Origin of the sequence: Alishewanella sp. d11 (assembly GCF_049390205.1) — a bacterium.
In the GTDB taxonomy this organism is placed as follows: Bacteria; Pseudomonadota; Gammaproteobacteria; order Enterobacterales; family Alteromonadaceae; genus Alishewanella.
On the sequence record NZ_CP186547.1, the window covers coordinates 651,025 to 668,842 of the forward strand.

A 17,818-nucleotide genomic window follows, 5' to 3' on the forward strand; every position below is an offset into this window, starting at 1 on the left:
GCGCCCTTTTGTTTACTTGCATCAGCCCGCCATTTACCAGTAAAGTGCCACTATCATTTTTAACAAAGCTGCTCTATGACTGAAGCCAGACAAATTGCCGATATTATTTTAAAAGGTTTTCGCAAACACTTTCGGCTGTTTCAGCAGGTTACCGCCCGCGCCCGCGAGCGTTTCGAACAAGCCGATTGGCAAGCCTATCAGCGTGACAGCTCGGAGCGGATCCAGTTTTATGATCTGCGGGTCAACGAAACCATTAGCACCTTGCGCCAGCAATTACCGGCCGAGTGTTTAAACGAGCCTCTGTGGCAAGAGGTGAAACAGCATTATCTGGAGTTTTTACTATTCCACCCGCAGGCCGAGCTAGCCGAAACCTTCTACAATTCAGTATTTTGCCGCTTGTTTTCCCGTAAATACTTTCATAACCAGAATATTTTTGTCGAATCGACCTTAGACAAGCAGCATTTACCTGCGCCTATCTCCTCGGTCTATCAAAGCTATTTCCCAGCGGAAGAAGGCTTAAAGCAGTGTATTCGCACCATTATTGAAGACTTTGGTTTTAGCACGCCTTTTATCGATTTAGAGCATGATATCCGCTGTATTATGCGCAGCTTTATTGCCCAGTCTAGCCATGGCGCCAATCCAGTACATTTAATGCGGCTGGATATTTTACGCGCGCCCTTTTTCCGCAATAAGGCTGCTTATTTGGTTGGACGACTAGTCACCCCTCAGGGGCAACAACCCTTTATCATCCCCTTGTTACATGAAGCAAAACAAGGGCTTTATCTTGATACGCTGCTTACTGATCCGCAGCAAATGAGTATAATCTTTGGCTTCTCACGCGCTTATTTTATGGTGGAATGCCCAGTGCCTTCCGCCTTGGTACACTTTTTACGGGAGCTTATCCCACATAAAACGCTCGCAGAACTCTATGCGGCTATTGGCTTGCACAAACAAGGTAAAACCGAATTCTATCGTGAGCTGTTAGCACACCTGAATCATAGCAAGGATCAGTTTGTGGCTGCGCCTGGTACCCGCGGCATGGTGATGATGGTGTTTACCCTACCGTCTTTTCCTTATGTGTTTAAAGTGATCCGCGATAAGTTTGCCGAAAGCAAACCCTTTGATCGCAAAACCGTTAAGGCGCGCTATCAGTTGGTAAAAATGCATGATCGGGTGGGCCGTATGGCGGATACCTTGGAATATTCTGATGTCGCCTTGCCACGTCATCGCTTTCACCCCGATTTACTGGCAGAGCTTACGCAAAGTATTGCCGGCTCCTTGCAGCTAGAAGACGATCTGGTGGTGATTAAACATCTATATATTGAACGGCGTATGGTGCCGCTTAATTTATATTTAGAGCAAGCCAGCTTAGAGCAAAAAGCCGAGATTATGGACGACTATGGTCAGGCCATTAAGCAAATGATTGCCGCCAATATTTTCCCTGGCGATATGCTACTGAAAAACTTTGGGGTAACGCGGCATAATCGGGTGGTCTTCTATGACTACGATGAAGTGCAATATTTACTGGATGTGAATTTTCGGGCCTTACCGAAAACCGATACTTTTGAAGATGCTATTAATGCCGAAGCCAATTGCTGGGCCGAGCCGGGCGATGTGTTTCCTGAGCAAATTGCCACCTTTGTTACACCGCAAGCCGACATTAGAGATATGCTCTTTAGCAAACATCCAGAATTACTCGATCCGGTTTATTGGCGGCAAAAGCAATATCATATTCGCCAAGGTATGGTAGAGGATATTTACCCTTATCCGCACCCGATGCGTTTTTGCTATCGCTTTCCAAGAGGCGCTAATTAATCATTACTACATTGATGACCTAACGCTAGCTGTGGGCTGCATTGCTATAACGGCCTTGCCGCTAACCGGCATTATGCGAGCGCTAGCGCCTAGTTCGTTGCTATAAACACCAAGGAAAATGCATGTCTTTTACTATCTGGGTAGATGCTGATGCCTGCCCCACTGTGATTAAAGAAATATTATACCGGGCAGCCGAGCGCAAAAAACTGCCTTTAGTACTGATTGCCAATCAGCCATTACGCACGCCACCATCGCCTTATATTAGTAGCTTAACGGTAAGCAAAGGCTTTGACGAAGCCGATAATGAAATTGTCAGGCGCACCCAAGCCGGTGATTTAGTGATCACTGCCGATATCCCACTGGCGGCAGACGTTCTAGCCAAAGGCGGTTTAGCGCTGAATCCGCGCGGCGAGCTATACAGCACAGATACCATTAAGCAAAAACTGACGATGCGTGATTTTATGGAAACGCTGCGCGCCAGCGGAATTCAATCGGGTGGGCCGGCTACCTTAAACCAAGGCGATCGACAGGCTTTTGCTAATCAACTGGATAAAATCCTACAGCAACGCTAGCGGCGCGTATTTACAGGTGTAATTGCTGCGCGGAAGAAAATTGCCGCGCGATTCCGGTGAGTGGATCGGTAAACTGCAGCTCAGCCGCCAGTAATTGCAGCGGCTGGCTAAAGTCGCTGGTATTTTTCGGTTTAAGCCTGGGGTAATAAGCATCATGCAAAATAGGGAAGCCCAGACTTTGCATATGTAATCTTAGCTGATGGGTCTTGCCGGTATGCGGTGTGAGCCGAAATAACCCCATACCTTGCTGTACTTGCAATAATTCGATAGTGGAGTGCGCATTCGGCTCCCCCGCAACAATCGCATTTAAAAATCGCGGCTCGGCTTTTTCAATGCGATTCCTCACTTGCCAAGGCTGGGGTAAGGGCAAGGCTGCCAGCTGTGCATCGACACAGGCGATAGCCTGATAGGTTTTTGTTATCTGCCCTTGGCTAAACAGTTGGTAATACGCGGCTCTGCTCTGTGCACTTTTGCTAAATAATACCAAGCCAGCAGTATCTCTATCTAAGCGATGCACTGGCACTAAATCGGCTAAACCAGTGTCGTTTTTAAGGCGCTGCAATAAGCATTCATTCACAAAATCGCCCCCTGGCGTAACCGGCAAAAAATGCGGTTTATCGGCGAGCAGAATATGTTCATCCTGATAGACAATGCTATGGGCAAAAGGGATCTGTGGTTCAACAGTGACTTCACGGTAATAACATAAACGGCGACTGGGCAAAAACGGCGTGAGCTCGGTGATCGCCTCGCCTTGAAACCAATGTACCTTGCCGGCCTGAATACGCGTTTGCCAAATTTCGGGGGCAATACGCGGAAACTTGGAGATTAAAAAGGCCAATACGGTCGACCAGCCCTGATTAACGGCGGGTAAGGTGATTTCTGAAGCGTAATTCGCAATAGTCATAAGCCTACAAAACCTGAGAAAAGCCCGCGCAGTTTAGCATAAAAGCCAGTACAATACGCGCCGCAAACATCTGAGCAACGAGCTTGGCCAGGTTAACACCGCGATACGGTGCACTTAACACATTAAGAGCAGCCCTCAACCTGATTTTTACAGGCAACCCTAGCGCAAAAAGGATAGATCACTATGGCCAACGCCATTTTAAACTTACGTCGCCAAGAGCTGGCGAAAGCCACTCGGGTATTTAATGCACGTGGCAGTAAAGTGATCCGTTGCGATAGCTGTTTGTTACCGCAAACCGATTGTATTTGTGCAGCAAAACCCGAGCCGGTGGCGCGCGCGGCCTTTTGTTTTATTATGTATACCGGTGAATGTTATAAACCCAGCAATACCGGCCGGCTGATTTGCGAGGTAGCTGCCGATAACCATGCTTTTGTCTGGGATAGAACTAAACCCGATACCGGCATGTTAGCTTTGCTTAAAAATCCTAAATACGCCCCAGTCGTGGTATTCCCAGAGCAATATGCTGCGCCAGAACGTTGCTTAAGCCATGCCCAAGCGCTCGCTGCCGCCACGGCTGATCGTATTCCGCTCTTTGTGATGCTGGATGGCACTTGGCGCGAAGCCAAAAAAATGTTTAGAAGCCCCTACCTTGCCGAGTTGCCTGTACTGGGTATTCACCCTGAGCAAGCCAGTGACTATTTGCTCCGTGAAGCCGCGCATTTACATCAGCTATGCACCGCTGAAGTGGCTATTTCAGTATTAGATATGGCACAAGAACCTGAGGCAGCAGCAGTGCTAGCAGAGTATTTTCAGGTATTTCGACAAGCGTATTTAAGAGGTAAGCCGCACTTGCACGCTGCGGCAGAGTAAGCTTGCCGTATCACCCAAACTTTGAGCCGCTTGGGCAAAACACCCAACATCTACTGTTTAGCCTAGCCTATCGACACCTATTGCTAATTGCACTGCGCTAGATCAATGCCGGCTTTTTACTTAAGGCTATGCTTAAGTAATTAAGCAGGAGTACAGCACTATGCAAGAAAAAACCCAGATCCGAGCACTAAAATTTATTATGATACTCGGCTTTGCTATTTTTGCCTTAGGGCACTATTTATGGATCTTTGCCGATTTACCAGAGAGCATGGGCGTTAAGGGCATTATTATCGTGGCAGCCTGTTGTGCTTTAGGTTTAGCCTTGTCCTTACCCACGAAAATTTATTTAACAATGTTATTGATGCAATGGGAAAAGCCTTCCGATTGACACTGATTTGCGCTTTGCCAAAAATCAACTAACTGCGCAAAAGGTATAGCTTTAGACCAAAAAAAACCTTGTGCACTATCACAGCCCAATTTACGCACAATGGCTAACGTATTTTCGTCTTCAATACCTTCTGCAACCACATTGAAATTCAGCGTTTTAGCTAATTGAACCATGGCTTTAAGCAGCAGAGCATCTTGTTTTGAAGAGGTAATGGCAGCCACAAAACTTCGATCAATTTTTATGGTAGAGGCAGAAAATAGTGTTAAATATTTTAGATTAGAGTAGCCAGTTCCAAAGTCATCAATCAGGATGTTTACGCCAGCGCAGTTCAAACTTGCTAACTGCTGGCGAATATGGGGTAAGTCCTCAACCAGAACGGTCTCCGTTAGCTCAATCTCTATACAACGAGCAGGAACTGAAAATTGTTTTAACAACGTAAGTAATTTTTTGTCAAAATCACCTTCTGCTAATTGTTTAGCTGAAACATTAATTGCAACAACCATCTCCGCACTGCACTGGTGTTTAAATGTAGTAATGTGAGATAAAACACTTTTGATAACAAAGTCACCTAATTCATTAATAAAATCAAACCTTTCTGCTTCAGCAATAATTGTCGAAGGGCTAAAGTACGTTTGATCATCCCCAGCCCAGCGGATTAACGCCTCATAACCGACAACGTTGTTACTTGCCAGAGAAATCTTCGGTTGATAGTAGACTTGTATCTTATCTTGGATTAATGCCTGATAAATACAGTAAGCATTTTTCGTAAAGTGTTTTGCTGACAAAGCGGAATAAACACACCAAGGCGATATTTTTTCATCTAGCGCCATTTTCATGGCTTGCCGTGATTGTTCATACAACACATGGCTACTATCTTTGTCGTTCACCCCAATAGCAATACCAATTACCATTGGGTAGACAAAAAAATCGGTGTCTTGTTGTAAATAAGAACTTGAAAGAGCTTTAAGCTTATCTGCCAGATTAAAAATAACAGCTGTATCAAGCTCCCCATGCCCAACAATAACAAACTCATGTTGTGTCGCTCTTAACAGCGTTAAACGTGTCCGAAATTGTTTTGGTATAGCCTGCTGCAACGATGTTGAAAAGTAATGATAAGCATCATCTTCAACCGCATCATGCTCTGTCATTAAACACCTTAATTGCACCGTCATCAGGGCATAGTTAGATTGAGTACTGTTAGCGACCAATGCTTGGATAGAGTCTACAAGCTCAATCGGAGTAAGAATATTACTAGGATCCGTATTGTTAGACTCTTGCGATAAAGCGATGTTGATACTGGGTTCTACAAAGAGTTTTCTGTCTTTTGGGGCAATCATTTTCAACAACTCATTACGAAATATTGCGACATAGCCCCCTACTAAACTCATGATTAAAATGATAAAAAATACACTGTCGTATTGTGACGTTATATCAATAGTACTAAATAATAATGGACGATATTTTTCCAGTACAGCTAAACATATTACACCTAAGATGTTTACAATATAAAAATGGTTACGCCCTAAAAGCACCACTGACAAAAAAATCACGGCGGGCAACGCGATAAGCACTTCATCTCTAATGCCATCACCTACGATTGCTAACAGGAAGATTATCAACAACATGGAATAGACTAAATTTAAAGAAGCTAGGGTAACTTTATTAAACAGAGTAAGCAGAAGTGAAAACGTAATCAGTAAAATACTTAAATACAGAGCATATAAAGTATAGCCGGACACCATAAAAGTGGCTGCCGCTAAACCAAGTAGAGTGATGATGGTGATTCTAAAAATCTGATCTTTTAGCTTCGAGCTTGCTAGAGATAACCGAATTGCTGACTCGATAGACCAATTACAGCATTTTAAAAACAACATAACACCTCATAAAAACTTGGCATGAACATGATGCCTGTGGCTAAGTACACCATAGCCGAAAATGCCAGCACTATAACAAACTTACGATGCCACGTTAGAATTTTTAAAATTCACATGCAATTCAACATGATACTAAATGCCATATAATCCTTTTTGATTAATTCATACTAGGCATTTTTGTTACACCTATTTTATCAGTAGTGCAGTTTGAGATTTACTTACTTCCTCTCGGCAAGCCGCAAAGCCAAGCGAGTAACCGGCTTGACAATAACTAGATGTTAATTACACTTTTAATTAAATATAAAAATAATCAAGCTACAAGGATGATGTAAATGAAAATGCGAGCTTGGATTTTTTCAGGGCTGATCGTTACGTTAACAAGTTGCAGTCATTTACCACAACAGTCTATTTCGGCAACTCATACAGATTATCAGATTCATCTGCGACAAGCAGAGCGACACCAGCTGTTTTATAATATTATTGCTTTACATCATAATGAAGCCCCCTATTTTATGACGGCAACGTCATTGGTCAGTCAACTGAGTACCGAAACGAACTTTAGCGCCGAGGTCGCTATTCGACCACCGATAGATGACGCAAAAGGAGGGCTCGGCGCAGCCGTGACTATTAAAGAGACGCCTACCATAAGTTATAGCCCACTTGTTGGCAAAAACTATGTTAAAACTCTGCTTACCCCGATTTCGCCATCGTTAATTCTTTCTTTAGTAGAAACAGGTTGGCCCATTGATACGCTGCTCGCACTAACATTAAGATCGATAAATGGCATTCCCAATAGTAGCTCATCAACTTCGTTCAACGATGTAATGCGAATTCTAAGGCAACTACAAAAGGAAGATAAGTTAGCCATTTATGCAGAAATCAATAAAGCAGATGAGCAAACACGCTTTGTACTGCAAAATGCTCCCGGAAATGCCGCCGCAGGAGCGTTAGGCTTGTTAACTTCGATTCTAAATATGCCAGAAGCTGCACTCACTGAGCCGTTAATCATCAGTTTTAAACCCAGACCAGAGCATCCTAATGAATTAGCACTCGTAACACGCTCTATGTTTGATGTTTTGCAGTTATTAGGTAGCAGTTTGCAGCCTTCTTCCTCCACTACGCCACTCTCATTTAGTATCCAATCTGCTGAGACCCCGCCGCCAAAAAGTTACGTCTCGACCCAATTTAATGGACAATATTTTTGGATAGCTGCAGATGACAATACAAGCCAACTAACGTTTTTGTTAACACAACTTCTCTTTGAATTAAGTAAAGAACCACCCCAACTCATCTTTCCGTTGCTCAACATTAGCAAGGAATAAAAAATGAACTGCAGCTAAATTGGAACGTTATTTCCCAAGGTTGCACAGGCAAAAGGTCACGTAATGCCAAACGCACTTAGTTGTTTTATTCTAATTTTTTCAATAAGCTTTGCTGCCTACACGGTTGAAGCAGAGCCATTCCCTTCAGACAGCATATCATTAGCCCAATCATGGCAATTATTGCTCCAACATGACGAATTATTAACTGCAAATAAATTTGCGAGCCAACGTAGCCAAGCCCTTGCTGAAACAGCATCTAGTCTGTCTTTACCACAAATCGACTTTATTGGTTCTTACACCCATTTAGATAGCAACGTAGTACTAGATACTCTAGCATTAAACCCGCTACAAGACGCCGCTCAAACATTGCCTGGACAATTACTAATAGATTTAATTGGTGGGCCTGACGCCTTTAAAACGCCGATCACGAGTCAGAATATTGCCAGCACTTCTCTTAATATGCTCTGGCCTGTCTACAGCGGAGGGAAAATTCAAGCAAGAAAACAGCTTTTAGCATTAAATGCTCAAAGTTCAACTTTTGTAACCGAAGAACTTAAACGCGTTAAGTTTCAAGAGTTAGTTGCCACTTACTTTGGTTTAGTTATGGCAAAACGAACCTTACGAACGCAACAGCAAATTGAACAATCACTGGCTAATCATCTTAAAGTTGCTGAAGGTTTAGAGCGCAATGCCCAAATTTCTAAAGTAGAGCACTTAGCAGCAGCGGCTGCACATGACCGAGCAAAGGTAACAACTCAAGCATTACGACAACAGGTTCAGATAGTCAATCATAAGCTTAATGCGCTGCTTTACCGCAATCTAACTCAAAGCGGAGATAACACAGCAGATACACTGATAGAAACCAGCACAAACTTATTTACTGTTAAACAGTTACCCTCGCAGCAGCATTTTAACAACAAAATTAGTAATCATCCTAAGCTGCAGCTACTAGCGACTCGCAGAGCAGAAGCAAAACAAATCGCAGAAGTGGTCAAAGGCCTTTACCGTCCAGAAGTATTCTTGTATGGCCGCTATAACCTGACACAAACACAATCTATTGCGAGTGATATTGCCCCAGATTGGTTGGTCGGCTTGGGAATGCGCATTCCTCTTGTCGATCGAAGTGGCAAAAAAGGCAATATCAGTGCCGCAACCAATAACATTGACGAACTCGAGTATTTACAGCGAGCCGCCAACAGCGAATTAACATTACTGCTTGATCTAAGTTACAAAGAAGCACAGCAAGCGCTAACAGAATATCATAGTTTAGCCTCAACTATTGCGTTAGCCGAGCTTACAGTACAACTACAACAGCGCGCCTTTGCTGAAGGCTTAGGCCGCTCCCTAGATGTGATCGATGCGCATACTTTTCTAGCGACAACCCAAACGATGCGCGATGCAGCAGCACTGAGGTTTATTTTATCTTTTAGCCATTTATTAACAATGACTGGCGATTATGAACAAATTTTTAATTACGCTCAGCATGGCGAGGTTATCCAGTGAATATCAAACGCATATCCTTAACCTTAATAGCGCTGTTCATTATCGTCAGTATCTTTAGTCTTTTTTGGCAGATGTATCAGCCACAGCCAATTCAATTACAAGGGCAAATTGAGGCTAAGCAACATATGGTGTCTTCAAAAATTCCTGGGCGGGTCGCTACCATTTATGTCCGCAAGGGAGAATGGATCGCTGCTGGCAGCTCAGTTTTTCAAATCAACAGCCCAGAATTGGAAGCAAAACTTACTCAAGTCAATGCGATTGAAACGATTAGCCAAGCCTTGGTACAAGCTCTAGATAAAGGCACTCGAGAAGAGAGTATCGCTGCAGCCAGAAGCGAGTTTGAAAAAGCCGCGGCAGCGGCATTACTTGCTAAGACCACCTACCAACGCATAAAGTCTTTAGCCGAAGAAGGATTGGTCGCCAGACAACGAGCTGACGAGGCTTTTACCTTATGGCAGGTAGCTGAAAAAACACGTGAAACGGCAGCACAAATTTTGCAGTTAGCGGAGACGGGTCCTAGAACTGAAGCGAAAACTGCTGCACAAGGAGCTGAAGCCGTAACCTCAAGTTTGCGTGATGAAATCACGACCTTACTTGCAGATACACTTGCTAAAGCTCATGTAAGTGGCACAGTGAGTAACATCCTACTTAATGAAGGGGAGCTAGCTCCAATGGGCTTTCCAGTCGTTATGCTTACGGATATGGAAGATGCTTGGGCGCTGTTTAATGTCCGCGAAGATCTATTACACCAATTTGCAGAAGGTACTGAGTTTTCGCTTTTTATTCCAGCATTAAAACAGTCAGCCAAGTTTCGTGTCAGTCATATCGCGGTGCTGGGTGACTTCGCTACTTGGCGAGCGACGACACCTGGCAAAGGCTTTGATATGCGAACATTTGAAGTGGAAATGCGGCCAACTGAGCCGATTACAGGCTTGCGCAGTGGCTTAAGCATTATTCTTGAGATACAACCTTAATGGCAGATTATGCGCCAACTCCAAATGCGAGTCGCCTTTTATCAGGGTGGGCAATTATCAAAGCTCAGCCCTGGATTTTGGCCTTGGTTACTTGGCTTCCTCCCTTATTATTTCTGTTGATTCTCAGCATTTTTGCAACGAGTACCCCGACTAAACTGCCGATTGGAGTAGTGAATCTGGATCATAGCCAAGCAGCGCGTGCTTTTGAGCGACAATTAAATGCCAGCCCTGGACTACATATTGTTAGTGCTTTTCCCGACGTCACAGCCGGTACTCAAGCACTCCAGAATGCAGAAGTGTTAGCTATAGTCATCATACCCAATAACTTTGCTCGAGATCTGACCCTCTCCATCAGCCCAACCATTACGGCTTTTTATAATAATCAGTATCTGCTGGCTGGAAAGTTTATCAATTCTGCTTTGATGAGCGCCTCATTAGAGCTCGCAGCAAAACAAAGTGTTATGTTAAACATCAGTCATGGCTTAGCTACTCCCAAAGCCGAGGCAGCTGCAGCACCGATACAACCTCAGATAACAGCACTTTTTAACAGCAATATGAGTTATGCGCGCTTCTTGGTGACCGCGATAGCGCCAGCGATGTGGCAAATTTTCATCATTATTGCCACTGTACTGACGCTCTGTTATCGCTTAGAAAGCGCACCTATCAGTTCACATTTTTCTGACAGAGTCTATACGTTGTCTGCAGCACTGGCCCCCGTAACACTATTGTTATTGTTACAAGGTCTGCTGATGCTGCTGTTATTTTATGTCTTTTTAGGTTGGAGTGAAGTTGCTAACCTCTTTTGGCTTCTCATAGGACTACTGCTCATGTTACTGGCCATTCAAGCGATGGCGATACTGATTGTGGCCGTGGTGAAAGATAAAGTGAAAGCCATGAGCATCAGCGCGGCTTATCTTGCCCCCGCTTTTGCATTTATGGGCATGACGTTTCCTCGTAGTGAAATGAATACTTTTGCCTGGCTATGGGGAGGTTTAATGCCTTCGACCCATTACATGAAGCTGCAAGTTGATGTGGCCGACCATGGTGCTTCTGTGGCTATTTTGCTGCAATCTATCTGTGCTTTAACGCTTTTTTTAATCGTTTTCCCCGTTGCTGTTAAATTGCTTCCTACTCACCTTAAAACACAGAGCGTTTTAAGGAGTAACAGGTGAAATTCTTAACAAATTTGTTTGACGCCTTACAAACAGAGTTAAAACATATTTTTTTAGATAAATCAGTACTACTGGTCATGTTTGGTGGGGTATTATTTTATGCACTGCTCTATCCATCACCCTATGAAAAAAATCTTTCGGGTGAACAAAGGATTGCAGTAGTTGACCTTGATAATTCGGCTTTATCACGCAAATTGATTAGAATGGCAGACGCAACACCAAAAGTTGCAGTAAAAATGTTCAAACCAAATTTAGCTGCTGCTCAGCCATTACTAGCAGATGGTATTGTGCAAGGTATTCTGGTTATTCCTCACCAATTTGAACGCAATCTTTATCTTGGCATCCCTGTACAATTAGCGTTTGCAGGTGATGCCAGTTATTTTCTTATTTATGGTGACATCGTCGAAGGGTTATTAACTACCACAACGACACTAGCGGTAGAATCACAGATCTTAATGAAAATTATGACAGGTGAAAATCCAGCACTAATACCTGGCGAAATTATGGCTTTCAATACGCATACCCAGGCTGTATTTAATAGCTCAGGAGGGTATTTAAACTATATTGTCCCCGCTGTTTTTGTCTTGATACTACATCAAACACTCTTAATTGCCGCCGCAACCGTAACCATTAAAGATCGCGCGCTACGGCGGTCTTTGCTGATAAACCCAGCTCTTGGCTTAGCTATTTTCAGTCGGTTTAGCCTATTTGTCATGTTTTACTTTATTTTGGCACTGCTTTACTTTGGTTTCTTTTTTAAATTTTACGGAATACCTCATAGTGCTGAACACCTTGAGCTAATCATTTTTACCTTACTGTTTTTAAGTACAACAACTTTATTTGCCATCTGCTTAGGCTATCTGCTGCCTAGACCCGAACTGATTACTATTATTGTTTTACTATCATCATTACCCTTGGTATTTACCGCTGGCTTTGCATGGCCAACAGTTAATTTACCAAACTGGCTAGATCAAATTACGCTGCTCATTCCAGCTAAACCGGCAATTCAAGGGTTCTTAAAGTTAAACCAAATGGGCACACCACTGAGCAATCTTGTAACTGAAATGAGCTATCTGAGCGGGATGTTTTTTGCATTCTTGTTGATAGTAACTCGCTTAATTTACGTTTCATCAAAGGCGGCGGCTTCTTTTGTCAATAAACACCCAAGCAGCAACTAATCCCTATTAGTCCCCTAAGTGAACGCCATGGTTGCTGGTTCTGCACAGCTCAAACTAAACTTTATTGTTAACTTGGCAATGCACAGACAACCAAGTGATAATATCCAAATATACCTCTTGTTTGAAAACTTCATTTAAGATTTCATGACGCCCTTCTGGATAAAGCCGCAACTGAATAGGGCCTTTATGCAAAGCCGTAAACTTTCTAGCTAATTGCTTTACTCCTTTACCATAATTTCCTACTGGATCTTGCTCTCCGGCAATAAAAAACAGTGGTAAATCCGCCGGCACCTGTTTTATTGCAGCAGTTTTGCTTACTTGAGCTACCAGTACCGCCAACTCATAAAAAAATCCTGACGTTGGAATAAAAGCACAATAAGGATCAGCCATATAAGACTGCACCACGCTTTTATCACTACATAACCAATCATAAACAGATAACTTTTCAAAAAACGTCCTGTTATAGCCATGAAAAACCAAGGTATTTAAGAGAGGATCTGGTTGTGTGGATCTGGTTAATCGCCAAGAAGCCAGCATTTTTCCAAACCAGCTTTTTAGGGGCTGTTGCCCTGCAGTACCGCAAATAATAGCCCCATCAATCAGCCGTCCGTAACGCGTTAAATAGGACCTCACGATAAAAGACCCCATACTGTGTCCTAATAAGAATATAGGGCAATTGGGGTATCTTTGCCGATAGAACTGCGTTAAAGCATGCTGGTCCTTCACTAAATTATCATGATCCCCCGCGGCGAAATGCCCAAGATGCTGCGGCTTTGCCGTCAAACCATGACCTCGGTGGTCATCAGCAAAAACGATAAAACCTTGCTGTTGGCAAAAACGCGCTAAGTCGTTATAACGGGCAGCGTGTTCAGCCATCCCATGCACAATTTGTAGTATTCCCTTGCACTCACCAACTGGCAACCATTGATGCACTGCTAAAACTTGGCCATCAAAAGACGTAAAATTAAACACTTCTCGTTCTGACATACAAATAAGCTTCCTACTAGCACTTCCCGCTAAACAAATTAAGTAATTGAAATATAATCATTTATTAAAAATAATCATACTGTAATAGCACTATTTAGGTCACTGCTAAGCTCAATGCGCCATTGCTATTCGCTGTTGTTGGGGTCTTTGCATCAGAAACGCTAAGGGAATCATACAAAATGCAGCCATGCCAGCTAGAAAAAAAGCGTCTTGAAATGCCAATAGTGATGCTTGTTTTGCAACCTCAGCCGCAGCCAACTGCAATGCGGTAGGCTGATGTATACCCATACCAAGTGGCGCAACCCAATTGACAAAATTTGGATTAAACACCGATACCTCGCTGAGCAATATACTAGAATGAAAACCTGTTCTTTCGGTTACTTGCCAACCAATAATAGCAATACCAATTGATGAGCCAATAGAGCGCGTAACGCCATAAATGCCTGAGGCTTCATCTTGTTGAGCTGCGGTAATATTTTGAAAAGCTAATGTTGACATGGGTACAAAAAACAGCCCCATACCAAGTCCGGATATCACCCCTGGCATAGCTAAATCCCAAAAACTGGCACTCAAGGTTAAGTTAGTTAAGAGTATGTTGCCGAATCCAGTTAGCAACAATCCTAATACCATTAAGCCGCGAGGATCGACTAACTTAATCAGCACAATCCCAGTAAATACCATTGAAAAGCCTGCAGCGATGCCTCTTGGTATAAACATATAACCAGCATCGAGAATTGGATAGCCCATTAATCCTTGCACAAACATCGGTAAAATAGTCATAGCGCCAAACATGGCAAACGAAAAAACCATAATGGCGATATTGGCAATAGCAAAACTTTTATCACGAAACAGACCAAAATCAATAATATTCGATGCTGTTCTATTACCGCGCCATATAAAAGCTATGCCAAAAATTAGCGTTAATAAGGCGGTAACCTGTATAAGATGGGAATTAAACCACTCACGGTTTTCTCCCAGATCCAAAGTGATTTGCAAAGCGGCAATCGCCAATACCATCAGGAATAAGCCAGTCCAATCGATTTTTACTTCTTTGCGCCGCTCTTCAGGTAGCTCACCTTTTATCATCGTCAATGCCAGTACCGCTATTGGCAAATTCACAAAAAATACTGCTCGCCAAGAAAAATGCTCGGTGAGCATAGCACCAAGGGTTGGCCCTAGGACTGGTGCAACCACAACACCAAGCCCAAATAACGCCATAGCTTGCCCTCTATTTTCCTTAGAAAAGGTTTGAAATAAGATTGATTGAGATAAAGGAATAAGAAAGGCTCCGAACAAACCTTGGCCTAATCGGCATACTACCATCAACTCAATACTACTGGTAAAGCCGGCTAAAACGGAGAAGCATGCGAAGCCAATAATAGCGGTATTAATTAAACGACGCCGGCCAAATTGCTTGGCTAATAAGCCAGTTAATGGCATTACTGCAACAGAAGCGACAATATAGCTAGTGGCAATCCATATGGTTTGGTTAGATGTTGTACCAAAGGCTGCCTGGATATGGGGCAAAGCGACGTTAACAATAGTGCTGTCTAACACCTCCAATACCGCAGTAAGCACAACAGCGATGACAACAGCCCATTTCACCCCTTCAGTAAAATTAGGGTCTAAGCTTACGGCAGCATCTGGTATCTTCATGGTTGAGCTTGCGGCGCTGTAACCGTATCAACTTTTACAGCAGCGCTTGCCCCCAAACGCAACTGATACTGCGGCTCAGAGGGCGCAGTTAGACTGATTTTAACAGGGAAACGCTGGGTAACTTTAACCCAGTTTCCTGTTGCATTTTGCGGGGGTAACAGAGAAAAAACGGCGCCGGAGCCAATGCCGAGATGACTGACTTTTCCCTCCACGGTGAGCTTTGGATACATATCCAATACAACGCTGACAGATTGGCCAATTTTGATGCGTTGTAAATCAGTCTCCCGAAAATTCGCTTCAACCCACCACTGCGCATCGTCAACCAAGGTGAATAATGCTTGACCTGCAGCTACGACAGTTCCAGGCTGCAAAGACATATTAGCTATCCATCCAGCCGTTGGCGCTTTTATCACAGAATATTCAAGCGCCAACCTAGCCTGTGTTAATGCCGCTTTAGCATAACGGATTGCTGGATTTGTATTACCAGCGGGCCCCGCCTGCAGCCTTGCTAAATGCAATTTAGATTCCGCTTGGCTAACTGCAGCCGCAGCTTGATCTCGTAGAGCCTTCGCATGATCAACATCGGATTGTGCAATAGCAGCAGTATCAAAAACAGCTCGCACTCTATGCAACTGTAGCTCAGCTTCAGCTAACTGAGATTGCGCAACACTAAGCGCAGCGCTGGCCGCTTCAATTTCGGTTAAAGCTGCCCCCGCATTTTGTAATGCGAGATCAAGCTGAGCCTCTGCCATGGCTACCGCAGCTTTTAAGCTGGCTTGTTCAAGCTGAATAAGCACCTCGCCAGCTTGAACCCTACTGCCATCTTGGACTAAGACCTGCGCCACCCTGCCCTGAATTTGAGCTGCAATACCCACCAAATTGGCTTTGACATAAGCATCATCAGTGGCAGGGTAGACACTTTTAACATGCCACCAAAATGCAAAGCTGCCACCTAAGAGAGCTATACCAAGAGATAAAAGTAGCATTTTAATGTAGTGCATAACCCTACCTTAATTTATGTGTTCACCCTGCCACTCTTGATATAATTTATCAGCCAAAGCTCTTAACATGCGGCCAATTTTAGCGTATTCAAATTCATTCAGATTAGCCAAAGAAACGCGACCTGAAGGTGTTTGTGTACCAAAACCATGACCTGGTAACAAGACTATGCCAGTTTCATCTGCAATTTTAAAAAGCAGCTCATTTGGCTGAAATTTAGTAAGCAACCACTGCGCAAAGTCTTTACCATAAAGTTTCTTCGCAATGTCTTCCAAATCTAGCAAAGTGTAATAATCAACCGAGTTTTCATTTTCAGTTGCAGTTACACCCAGTGCATCAAACAGCGTTGCTTTACGTCGGCGAATCACGCTTTTTAACGCTTTCTTGTAGGCGTCATCTTCATCCATCAAACCTAGCAAAGAGAAAAGCACCATTTGTACTTGCTGAGGCGTCGATAAGCCAGCAGTATGGTTTAAAGCAACCGTTCTGCTATCAGCAACTAGCCTATTAATAAAGCTAAGATGTGGCACATCAGTAGTAATGGAAGCATATCTTTTATTGAGACGATCTTTGATTTCATCTGGCATTGCTTTTAGGGCTTTATCCAATACATTCTCTGTATGTAATGCTGTCGCCCCTAAGCGCCAGCCTGTAGCACCAAAGTATTTAGAGTAGGAATACACTAGCAGCGTATTAAATGGACAAACTGCAAACAATGAACGGAAGTTATCCGCAAAGGTGCCGTACACATCATCGGTGAGAATAATAAGATCTTGCCGGTCATGCTGCACAATATCAGCAATTTTAGCCAACCCTTGCTCACTAAGTTTTACTGAAGGTGGGTTAGAAGGATTAATACAAAAAAACACTTTAACATCTGGATCGCGCAGTTTCTCAAGCTCTTGATCTGGATATTGCCAATCCAAAGTAGGGTCAGCATTTATATAAACTTCTTGTAAACCATAGGCATCTAGCTGCGGGATCTCAATATAAGGCGTGAATACCGGCATCCCGATCGCAACTTTATCTCCTTCTTTAATAAGACAGTTCTTTTTTAAAGAATCGAAGATATAAGTCATGGCAGCAGTTCCACCTTCAACAGGAAAAACGTCAACATCCGCCGCAGCGACTTTCCCCCCCACCATTTCACGCATCAAGTATTGCTTAATAATCTGCTCACTGATTTGTAACGCTCTAGGGGGTTCCGGGTAATTGACGCCTAAAATCCCCTCAACCAGCTCATGCAAGTAATCGGATGCTGATAAGCCTAATTGATCGCGCACGTAGCTATGGGCTTTTCTCAGGAAATCGATGCCCTCTGAATGCGTATACTCACTTAGAAAACGTTCAAAGCGATCTTCGATACCAGAAATTCTCGGCATCCCCCCAATACCCGCATGCATATAAGAGAAAGTGAGTTCGGATTCTGATGTAGCAAATAGACCTAATTGAAAAAAGGCTTTCCGCGGTAACGTGGCTAAAAAATTGGGATTACCTCGACCAGCGTTTAACATCATGCGGTCACTTTTACTTTTTGCCAGCTTAATAAGTTCATCCTTTAGCTCAAACGGACTTAACTGACTGAGGTGTGTTAAATCTGACAT

The 17,818-nt window shown here is 43.5% G+C and carries 15 protein-coding genes; 9 read left to right on the forward strand and 6 right to left on the reverse strand.

Annotation, left to right across the window (positions count from 1 at the left end):
• Positions 1 to 75 precede the first annotated feature (75 nt).
• Together aceK and ACO1PK_RS03095 are read left to right on the forward strand one after the other, a co-directional pair.
• On the forward strand, positions 76 to 1,815 hold the full coding sequence (gene aceK / locus ACO1PK_RS03090) for a bifunctional isocitrate dehydrogenase kinase/phosphatase (RefSeq protein WP_423187209.1): 1,740 nt from the start codon (positions 76 to 78) through the stop codon (positions 1,813 to 1,815).
• A 122-nt stretch (positions 1,816 to 1,937) separates the two neighbouring features.
• Positions 1,938 to 2,387 carry a YaiI/YqxD family protein gene (locus ACO1PK_RS03095; RefSeq protein ID WP_423187210.1) on the forward strand — a complete coding sequence of 150 codons (450 nt, stop codon included), beginning with the start codon at positions 1,938 to 1,940 and terminating at the stop codon, positions 2,385 to 2,387.
• Between the two features lie 10 nt (positions 2,388 to 2,397).
• Here the strand turns inward: ACO1PK_RS03095 and ACO1PK_RS03100 are convergent, their stop codons facing one another.
• The gene (locus ACO1PK_RS03100) at positions 2,398 to 3,291 is read right to left on the reverse strand and encodes a pseudouridine synthase (RefSeq protein ID WP_423187211.1); all 894 of its coding nucleotides are present in this window, start codon (positions 3,289 to 3,291) and stop codon (positions 2,398 to 2,400) included.
• A 183-nt stretch (positions 3,292 to 3,474) separates the two neighbouring features.
• Here ACO1PK_RS03100 and ACO1PK_RS03105 point away from each other — a divergent pair, with 183 nt between their 5' ends.
• Complete coding sequence (locus tag ACO1PK_RS03105) at positions 3,475 to 4,161, forward strand: tRNA-uridine aminocarboxypropyltransferase (protein ID WP_423187212.1); 687 nt, start codon at positions 3,475 to 3,477, stop codon at positions 4,159 to 4,161.
• Positions 4,162 to 4,321: 160 nt separating this feature from the next.
• Positions 4,322 to 4,549, forward strand: coding sequence for a hypothetical protein (locus ACO1PK_RS03110; protein ID WP_423187213.1), 228 nt, complete (start codon positions 4,322 to 4,324; stop codon positions 4,547 to 4,549).
• Here ACO1PK_RS03110 and ACO1PK_RS03115 read toward each other — a convergent pair.
• On the reverse strand, positions 4,504 to 6,423 hold the full coding sequence (locus ACO1PK_RS03115) for an EAL domain-containing protein (RefSeq protein ID WP_423187214.1): 1,920 nt from the start codon (positions 6,421 to 6,423) through the stop codon (positions 4,504 to 4,506). The two genes, ACO1PK_RS03110 and ACO1PK_RS03115, sit on opposite strands and share 46 nt — an antisense overlap.
• 332 nt (positions 6,424 to 6,755) lie before the next feature.
• On the opposite strand from ACO1PK_RS03115, the gene ACO1PK_RS03120 reads away from it, so the two are divergent.
• From ACO1PK_RS03120 to ACO1PK_RS03140, 5 genes are all read left to right on the forward strand, one after another.
• The gene (locus ACO1PK_RS03120; protein ID WP_423187215.1) at positions 6,756 to 7,745 is read left to right on the forward strand and encodes a hypothetical protein; all 990 of its coding nucleotides are present in this window, start codon (positions 6,756 to 6,758) and stop codon (positions 7,743 to 7,745) included.
• Positions 7,746 to 7,808: 63 nt separating this feature from the next.
• A complete protein-coding gene (locus tag ACO1PK_RS03125) occupies positions 7,809 to 9,248 on the forward strand; it encodes a TolC family protein (RefSeq protein WP_423187216.1) in 1,440 nt (479 codons plus the stop codon).
• Complete coding sequence (locus ACO1PK_RS03130; RefSeq protein WP_423187217.1) at positions 9,245 to 10,222, forward strand: HlyD family secretion protein; 978 nt, start codon at positions 9,245 to 9,247, stop codon at positions 10,220 to 10,222. Before ACO1PK_RS03125 ends, ACO1PK_RS03130 begins: the two co-directional genes overlap by 4 nt.
• Before the next feature lie 83 nt (positions 10,223 to 10,305).
• Positions 10,306 to 11,394, forward strand: a complete 1,089-nt coding sequence (locus tag ACO1PK_RS03135; RefSeq protein ID WP_423187218.1) for an ABC transporter permease — start codon at positions 10,306 to 10,308, stop codon at positions 11,392 to 11,394.
• Positions 11,391 to 12,572 (forward strand): ABC transporter permease, encoded by a 1,182-nt coding sequence (locus ACO1PK_RS03140; RefSeq protein WP_423187219.1) that lies wholly within the window; start codon positions 11,391 to 11,393, stop codon positions 12,570 to 12,572. The genes ACO1PK_RS03135 and ACO1PK_RS03140 overlap by 4 nt, the downstream gene beginning before the upstream one ends.
• A 54-nt stretch (positions 12,573 to 12,626) precedes the next feature.
• Here ACO1PK_RS03140 and ACO1PK_RS03145 read toward each other — a convergent pair whose 3' ends face one another.
• The 4 genes from ACO1PK_RS03145 to ACO1PK_RS03160 all read right to left on the reverse strand — a co-directional run bounded on the left by ACO1PK_RS03145 (position 12,627) and on the right by ACO1PK_RS03160 (position 17,818).
• The gene (locus ACO1PK_RS03145; protein WP_423187220.1) at positions 12,627 to 13,559 is read right to left on the reverse strand and encodes an alpha/beta fold hydrolase; all 933 of its coding nucleotides are present in this window, start codon (positions 13,557 to 13,559) and stop codon (positions 12,627 to 12,629) included.
• 111 nt (positions 13,560 to 13,670) lie between these two features.
• Entirely contained in the window at positions 13,671 to 15,215 is a 1,545-nt protein-coding gene (locus ACO1PK_RS03150) for a DHA2 family efflux MFS transporter permease subunit (protein ID WP_423187221.1), read from the reverse strand.
• Positions 15,212 to 16,216, reverse strand: a complete 1,005-nt coding sequence (locus tag ACO1PK_RS03155; RefSeq protein ID WP_423187222.1) for an HlyD family efflux transporter periplasmic adaptor subunit — start codon at positions 16,214 to 16,216, stop codon at positions 15,212 to 15,214. The genes ACO1PK_RS03150 and ACO1PK_RS03155 overlap by 4 nt, the downstream gene beginning before the upstream one ends.
• 9 nt (positions 16,217 to 16,225) lie before the next feature.
• The gene (locus ACO1PK_RS03160) at positions 16,226 to 17,818 is read right to left on the reverse strand and encodes a bifunctional aspartate transaminase/aspartate 4-decarboxylase (protein ID WP_423187223.1); all 1,593 of its coding nucleotides are present in this window, start codon (positions 17,816 to 17,818) and stop codon (positions 16,226 to 16,228) included.

Excerpts from the sequence above, each read along its gene's own strand:
- ACO1PK_RS03105 (WP_423187212.1), top strand. The coding sequence starts at position 3,475 with ATGGCCAACGCCATTTTAAACTTACGTCGCCAAGAGCTGGCGAAAGCC.
- ACO1PK_RS03145 (WP_423187220.1), bottom strand. The coding sequence starts at position 13,559 with ATGTCAGAACGAGAAGTGTTTAATTTTACGTCTTTTGATGGCCAAGTT.
- ACO1PK_RS03115 (WP_423187214.1), bottom strand. The coding sequence starts at position 6,423 with ATGTTGTTTTTAAAATGCTGTAATTGGTCTATCGAGTCAGCAATTCGG.
- ACO1PK_RS03120 (WP_423187215.1), top strand. The coding sequence starts at position 6,756 with ATGAAAATGCGAGCTTGGATTTTTTCAGGGCTGATCGTTACGTTAACA.
- ACO1PK_RS03160 (WP_423187223.1), bottom strand. The coding sequence starts at position 17,818 with ATGTCAGATTTAACACACCTCAGTCAGTTAAGTCCGTTTGAGCTAAAG.
- ACO1PK_RS03100 (WP_423187211.1), bottom strand. The coding sequence starts at position 3,291 with ATGACTATTGCGAATTACGCTTCAGAAATCACCTTACCCGCCGTTAAT.
- ACO1PK_RS03150 (WP_423187221.1), bottom strand. The coding sequence starts at position 15,215 with ATGAAGATACCAGATGCTGCCGTAAGCTTAGACCCTAATTTTACTGAA.
- ACO1PK_RS03110 (WP_423187213.1), top strand. The coding sequence starts at position 4,322 with ATGCAAGAAAAAACCCAGATCCGAGCACTAAAATTTATTATGATACTC.
- aceK (WP_423187209.1), top strand. The coding sequence starts at position 76 with ATGACTGAAGCCAGACAAATTGCCGATATTATTTTAAAAGGTTTTCGC.
- ACO1PK_RS03125 (WP_423187216.1), top strand. The coding sequence starts at position 7,809 with ATGCCAAACGCACTTAGTTGTTTTATTCTAATTTTTTCAATAAGCTTT.
- ACO1PK_RS03095 (WP_423187210.1), top strand. The coding sequence starts at position 1,938 with ATGTCTTTTACTATCTGGGTAGATGCTGATGCCTGCCCCACTGTGATT.
- ACO1PK_RS03155 (WP_423187222.1), bottom strand. The coding sequence starts at position 16,216 with ATGCACTACATTAAAATGCTACTTTTATCTCTTGGTATAGCTCTCTTA.